Below are 6,014 nucleotides of genomic sequence, written 5' to 3'. Positions count from 1 at the left end.
GTCATCTTCTCGCGCCTGCTCGGCCTGGGCCGCGCCGAGTCGAAGCGGAAGGCGGCCGAGCTGCTCGAGCGCTTCGGGCTGACCGAGGCGGCCTCGCGTCCGCTGCGGAACTTCTCCGGCGGCATGCGTCGCCGGCTCGACCTCGCCGCGAGCCTCATCGCACAGCCCCCGCTGCTGTTCCTCGACGAGCCGACCACGGGCCTCGACCCGCGCACCCGCGCGCAGATGTGGGACACGATCCGTGACCTCGTCGCGACCGGGTCGACCGTCCTGCTGACGACGCAGTACCTCGACGAGGCCGACCAGCTGGCCGACCGCATCGCCGTCATCGACCACGGGCGGGTGGTCGCGGAGGGCACCGGTGACGAGCTGAAGGCCTCGATCGGCACCTCGTCGCTGCAACTCCGGCTGACCGATGCCCTCCGGCTCGACGCCGCCCGCGCCATCGTGCGGAACACGCTCGGCGTCGACGCGGTGGCCAGCCCCGAGGGCTCGCGCCTGACCGCCCCGATGTCCGACCCGGACCGCGTCACCGACCTGCTGGTGTCGTTCCGCGACGCCGGCATCTCCCTCGCCGAGATGAGCGTGCAGAAGCCGACGCTCGACGAGGTCTTCCTGACCATCACGGGTGCCCCGGCCACCACGGACGAGGACACCGACCACGAGCTCGCAGGGAGCATCGCATGACCACCATCGCCCCCACCCCCACGCACACGCCGCGGGTCACCCCGCGCCCCGGCATCGGCGGCGCCGGCCTCGGAGCCACGATCCGCCAGTCCTTCACGATGGCCTACCGCGGCCTCGTGAAGGTCCGTCGCACCCCCGAGCAGCTGTTCGACGTGACGCTCATGCCGATCGTCTTCACCGTGATGTTCACCTACATCTTCGGTGGCGCGATCGCCGGCGACGTCACGAGCTACCTGCCGGTCATCATCCCCGGCATCCTCGTGCAGACGAACATCACCTCGTCGATCGTCACCGGCGTCCAGCTCCGCGAGGACATGGACAAGGGCGTGTTCGACCGCTTCCGGTCGTTGCCGATCGCCCGCATCGCCCCGCTCGCCGGTGCGCTCCTCGCCGACACCGTCCGGTACGCGATCGCCACCGCCATCACCTTCACGGTCGGCATCGTCATGGGGCTGCGTCCTGCCGGCGGTGTCGGTGCGACCGTGCTCGCCGGTGTGCTCGTCGTCGTCGTCGCGTGGGCGATCAGCTGGATCTTCGCGTACTTCGGCGTGATCGCCCGCACCGCGTCGAGCGTCTCGGGCATCGCCAACCTGGTGCTGTTCCCGCTGACGTTCCTGTCGAACGCGTTCGTCCCCACCGACACCCTGCCGTCCTGGCTGCGCTGGTTCACCGAGGTGAACCCGATCTCGCACCTCATCACCGCCGTGCGCGAGCTGATCAACCACGGCGCCGTGACCGGTGACCTCTGGATCAGCCTGCTCGGTGCCGCCGTGGTCGTCGCCGTGTTCGCGCCGCTGACGGTCCGCGCCTACATGCGGAAGGCGTAGCGGAGGTCCTCCAGCAGCGTCCTCGCCCCCGCGACGGCCTCGGCCCGGTCCCATCCGGCCGAGGCCGTCTCGGCGTCCACCACGCGGGTCTCGCCGAGCGCGTCGACGAGGAGCGGTCGGAGCCGACCGTGCGCGAGCACCGCGAAGTCCTGCCGGGTGCCGAACCGCATCGCGGCGCCCCAGCACCGAGCGGCCTCGGCCGGACGGTCGCTGCGCGCCGCCGCGATCGCGAGTCCCGCCAGGGTCGTGCCGATGACGGGCAGGTCGAGCCACCACGGGTGGACGCGGATCATCACGAGGGCGGCCTTCCGGATGCGGCGAGCGACCGCGCGTTCGTCGGCCTGGAGGCGCGGTGCGGCTTGGTCGGCCGCGCCGAGCGCCGCCTCGTCGACGGCCGCGATCCGCGCCGCGCCGGCCATCACCGTCCAGTGCGGTGTCGCCTTCCGGTGCGGCAGCACCCAGTCCCACGCCGCCGTGTACTGCGCGGCAGCGGCGTCGAGGTCGCCCTCGAACCGGAGGCACTCCGCGCCGATCGCGACCGCGAGCACGCCGATCTGGGAGCGGTCGCCGTCGAAGCCGCCGCGACCCGCGACCGGCCGGTGCTGCAGCTCGGCGGCGATCGACCGGGCGGTGTCCACGGCGCCGGTCGCGGCCGAGCAGAGCCCGACGGTCCAGCCGATCTCGTACAGGTCGTCCTCGGCGCCGAAGCGCTCGAGCTGCTCCCGCGCGCGGCCCGCGTTCGCGAGGGCGTCCGCGTACCGGCCCGTCTGGGCGAGGAGCTGCGTCATGGTGACGGCCACGGTGCCGATCGTCCACGCGTCGCCGGTGCGCTCCGCGAGTGTCTGCGCCCGGGTGGCGTACCGGAGCGCCGCCGCGAACTCACCGTCGTTCTCGGCGAGGGGCGCGCTCAGCATGTTGGCGATGCCGGCCACGCCCTCGTCGGGGTCGTCGCGGAGGCGCGCGAGCAGTGCGGTGCCGGCGGCCGGACGTCCGAGCGTCAGGAGCAGGGCGGCCTGCGCGTCGAGCACCGGGAACCCCGTCGTCCCGACACGGCGGAGGCGCCGGAGCGTGGAGATCGCCCACGCCGCGGTCCGGCGGTCGTCGAACGCCGAGGACGCCCCGGCGACGACGAGTCCGACGTGCACCGCGGCGAGGTCCTCGGCCGCGGGCGGACCCGAGCGCAGCACCGCGACCACGTCCGACGCGATCGCGGTCACCTCGCCGTGGGCGCCCCGGAGGGTCCAGTAGGCGCCGAGGGCGGCGAAGACGTGCGCGGTCGCCGAGGCGTCGTCGGTGCGGAGGCTCCAGCGGAGCAGGGTGACGAGGTTGTCGGCCTCGCGCTGGACGTCGTGGAAGCGGTCGAGCTGGTCCGGACCGGTGAGCGTGAACAGGTTCCTGCTGGCGGCGAAGTCCCGCCCCCAGCGGATCATCGCCGTGCGCACGGCCTCGGTCGTCCCGCGTTCGTCGAGCCGCGCGGCCCCGAACTCGCGGACGGTCTCGAGCAGGCGGTAGCGGACCGGCTCCCCCTCGACCTCGACGAGCTGCACGAGGGACTGCTCGACGAGTTCGGCGAGGTCGTCGAGCGCGTCGAGGCGGCGGTCCGGAGCTGCCACGGCCTCGACGGCGTCGACCGCCAGGCCGTCCGGGAAGAGTGCCAGGCGCGTCAGGAGGTCCTGCGCGCCCGCGTCGAGCAGTCGCCAGCTCCACTCGATGACCGCCAGGAGGGTGCGGTGCCGCTCCGGAGCGCTGCGGTCGCCGCCGCGGAGCAGCGCGAACCGGTCGTCGAGCCGGCGCTCGATCTCGTCGATGCTCATCCCTCGGATCCGCGCCGCGGCCAGCTCGATCGCGAGCGGCGACCCGTCGAGCCGCGTGCAGATGCGGCGGACGGTGTCGACGGGCAGCACGGCCCCGGGTCGGGCGGCCCGGGCGCGCTCGGTGAACAGCCGGACCGCGGCACCGTCGGCCTCGACCGGCAGTGGTGCGAGCGGCGCCACGACCTCGCCGGCGATCGCGAGCGGTGCGCGCGAGGTCGTGAGGATCGTCAGGTCGGGGATGCTCGCGAGCAGGTCGGCGGCGAGTCCGGCGACGTCGCCGACGAGGTGCTCGCAGTTGTCCAGGACGAGGACCGTCGGGGCCTCCCCGAGCGCCCGCCCCACACCCGCACGGAGGTCGGCGACGACGACCTCACGCAGCGCGCGGGCGGAGCGGAACTCGGCCACCCCGAGCAGGGCGCCGAGCGCGGGGACGATGTCCTCGGCGGTGGCGATCGGTGCGAGCTCGAACACGACCACGCCGGTGGTCGGCGGCACCTCGGCGGCGACCGCCTGCGCGAGCCGGGTCTTGCCGAGCCCTCCGGCACCGAGGATCGTGACCAGCCGGTGGCGGGACAGCAGGTCCGCGACGGCGGCGAGGTCCTCCTGCCGTCCGACGAGCGTGTTCGGCGCGGCCCGCAGTCCGACCCGACGAGCGCGGCTGGAGTCGGCGGCGGACCGCCGGAGCAGGTCGGCGTGCAGCCGCACCAGGTCGGCGGAGGGGTCCGCGCCGAGCTCGTCGGCGAGGCGGTCGCGGTGCGTCGCGAACACGGCGAGCGCCTCGGCGTTCCGGCCGGCCGCGACGAGCGCGCGCATGCACCCGGCGACGGCGACCTCGTCGAAGGGGTTCGCCTGCGCCTCGGTCGTCCAGACGTCGACGGCCTCGTCCGCCGCACCGGAGTCGAGCAGCGCCGTGCCCAGGGCACGTCGGAGGGCCCGTCGCGCCGACGCCGCCCGGTCGGCCAGCACCACGCCGAGGTCCCCCTCGACGTCGTCACCGGGGCTCCCCCGCCACAGGTCGAGTGCCGCCCGGACCGTCGTCTCGTCGGCGTGCTGGGCTGCCGCACGTTCGGCGCGTTCGAGGTCCACGTCCTCGGGGTCGACCCCGAGTGCGTACCCGGTGCTGGTCGACACGACGACGCCGTCGGCCGTACTGCGCCGGAGCCGGGAGACCAGCGTCTGCAGCGCTGCACGGGCGCCCCGCGGCTGGTCCTCGCCCCAGAGCTCGTCGATCAGCGTGTCGGTCGTCACCGCGTGTCCGCGGGCGAGCACCAGCGCGGTGAGGAACGCCCGGGCGAGGGCACCCGGCACCGCCGACGGCACCCCGGCCGGCCCTGTGACCGTCACCGGTCCGAGGACGGCGACGCACGGTCGTTCGGGCACGGCACGAGTCTACGGACGCATGCGGACGGGCGGTCGGGCGGTCGGGCGGTCGGGCGATGCCTCAGCCGCGGGACCGCTCGGCGCCGAAGGGCCCGGTGCGGGTGTCGACGTCCGCGGTGGCTCGCCGTTCCGACTCGACGATGCCCCGCAGGGACACGAGTGCGGCCGACGTGACGGCGACGTGCGACGGGTTCTCCCGCGAGGCGTCGAGCGCGCGCTCGACCACCGCGATCGCCTCGTCACCCGCAGCTTGGTCGCACTCCCCGCGGATCACGCACGCGATCTCCCGGAGGGCCGACGCGAGCGGTGCGGCGAACTCGGGCGCCGGTCGGCCGAGCCCGTCCGACACCGGACCGGAGCGTGCGACGAGCTCGGTGAGGTCGGTCGTGTACCAGGCGACGCGCTCGAGGGCACGGAACCGGGCGCCGTCCTGCTCGAGGCGTGCGCGCGATCCACGGAGCGCCCCTCGGGGGTTCAGCCGGCGGCTCTCGTGCGCGATCGAGACCCGCGACCGGACGTCGGCGATCGCCCGGTCGAGCCGGTCCTGCTGGCGGTCCCACGCCCGCTCGTCCCGGGTGCCGCCCTCGAGGACGACCGCGAGTCCGTCGAGGTGGTCGGCGAGGACCTGGTTCACGGCGTCGATGCGGTGCTCGGCGTCCCAGAAGTGCAGCGGTGGGAACACGAGGAAGTGACGACCAGGCCGACCACGACCCCGACGGCCATCTGCACGAGGTACCCGAGCGAGTAGCCCTCGGCGTGCGCGCCACCGACGAGCAGGACGAACAACGCGGCGGTCGACACCCAGGAGCTGCCCTCACCGAGGACACGGAACCCGCCCACGAGCACCCCGATCCCCACCGCCAGCGCGATCGCGAGGAAGCCCGGGTCGCCGACCCACATCGTGAAGCCGGCCACGACGATGCCGAGGCCGATGCCGACGAGTGTCTGCACCCCGCTCCGGATGCCGGCGAACACCGTGGTCTGCATCGCCACGACCGCGCCGAGCGGTGCGTAGTACGGGTACTCGGCGGCGACTCCCGGCACGTGCCGCGCGATGAACCACGCGAGCACCGCCGCGACGGCGGCCTTCGCGGCGTGGAGCAGGCGCGGTTGCGTCCCGGAGGTCCGGCTCCACCGCCAGACCCGGGTCCCCACCCCCGCGATGTGCTCGAACTGCATCGGTCCCTCTCGTCGTGTCGGCCGGTCACGATACGGTGCCGCGCCTGTGCGGCGGTACCGCTCCCGCGTTCTGCGGCTCGGCCGCCTGCGGGCCAGGAGGAACGTGGCGGGCCCGCACCGCGCCTCC

Annotated in this window: 5 protein-coding genes; 2 read left to right on the top strand and 3 right to left on the bottom strand. The window is 74.4% G+C overall.

Annotated features, from left to right (window positions below; genetic code table 11):
• On the top strand, positions 1-687 hold a 687-nt coding region (locus tag I5E_RS07075), incomplete at its 5' end, for an export ABC transporter ATP-binding protein (protein WP_022906365.1).
• Positions 684-1,514, top strand: coding sequence for an ABC transporter permease (locus I5E_RS07070; protein ID WP_022906364.1), 831 nt, complete (start codon positions 684-686; stop codon positions 1,512-1,514). The genes I5E_RS07075 and I5E_RS07070, both read left to right, overlap by 4 nt.
• Here the strand turns inward: I5E_RS07070 and I5E_RS07065 are convergent.
• From I5E_RS07065 to I5E_RS21365, 3 genes are all read right to left on the bottom strand, one after another.
• Complete coding sequence (locus I5E_RS07065; RefSeq protein ID WP_022906363.1) at positions 1,496-4,708, bottom strand: BTAD domain-containing putative transcriptional regulator; 3,213 nt, start codon at positions 4,706-4,708, stop codon at positions 1,496-1,498. The genes I5E_RS07070 and I5E_RS07065 overlap by 19 nt on opposite strands.
• Positions 4,709-4,769: 61 nt before the next feature.
• The gene (locus I5E_RS22615) at positions 4,770-5,390 is read right to left on the bottom strand and encodes a hypothetical protein (protein WP_049973465.1); all 621 of its coding nucleotides are present in this window, start codon (positions 5,388-5,390) and stop codon (positions 4,770-4,772) included.
• Positions 5,339-5,887 carry a hypothetical protein gene (locus tag I5E_RS21365; protein WP_049973464.1) on the bottom strand — a complete coding sequence of 183 codons (549 nt, stop codon included), beginning with the start codon at positions 5,885-5,887 and terminating at the stop codon, positions 5,339-5,341. The genes I5E_RS22615 and I5E_RS21365 overlap by 52 nt, the downstream gene beginning before the upstream one ends.
• Positions 5,888-6,014: the final 127 nt, after the last annotated feature.

It is taken from the genome of Curtobacterium sp. B18, from assembly GCF_000333375.1.
Lineage (GTDB): Bacteria > Actinomycetota > Actinomycetes > Actinomycetales > Microbacteriaceae > Curtobacterium.
The sequence above is the reverse complement of the archived record's forward strand: the minus strand, read 5'-3'. Positions and strand labels throughout refer to the sequence as shown.

Coding starts and splice junctions, on each gene's coding strand:
- I5E_RS07070 (WP_022906364.1), top strand. CDS start 684: ATGACCACCATCGCCCCCACCCCCACGCACACGCCGCGGGTCACCCCG.
- I5E_RS21365 (WP_049973464.1), bottom strand. CDS start 5,887: ATGCAGTTCGAGCACATCGCGGGGGTGGGGACCCGGGTCTGGCGGTGG.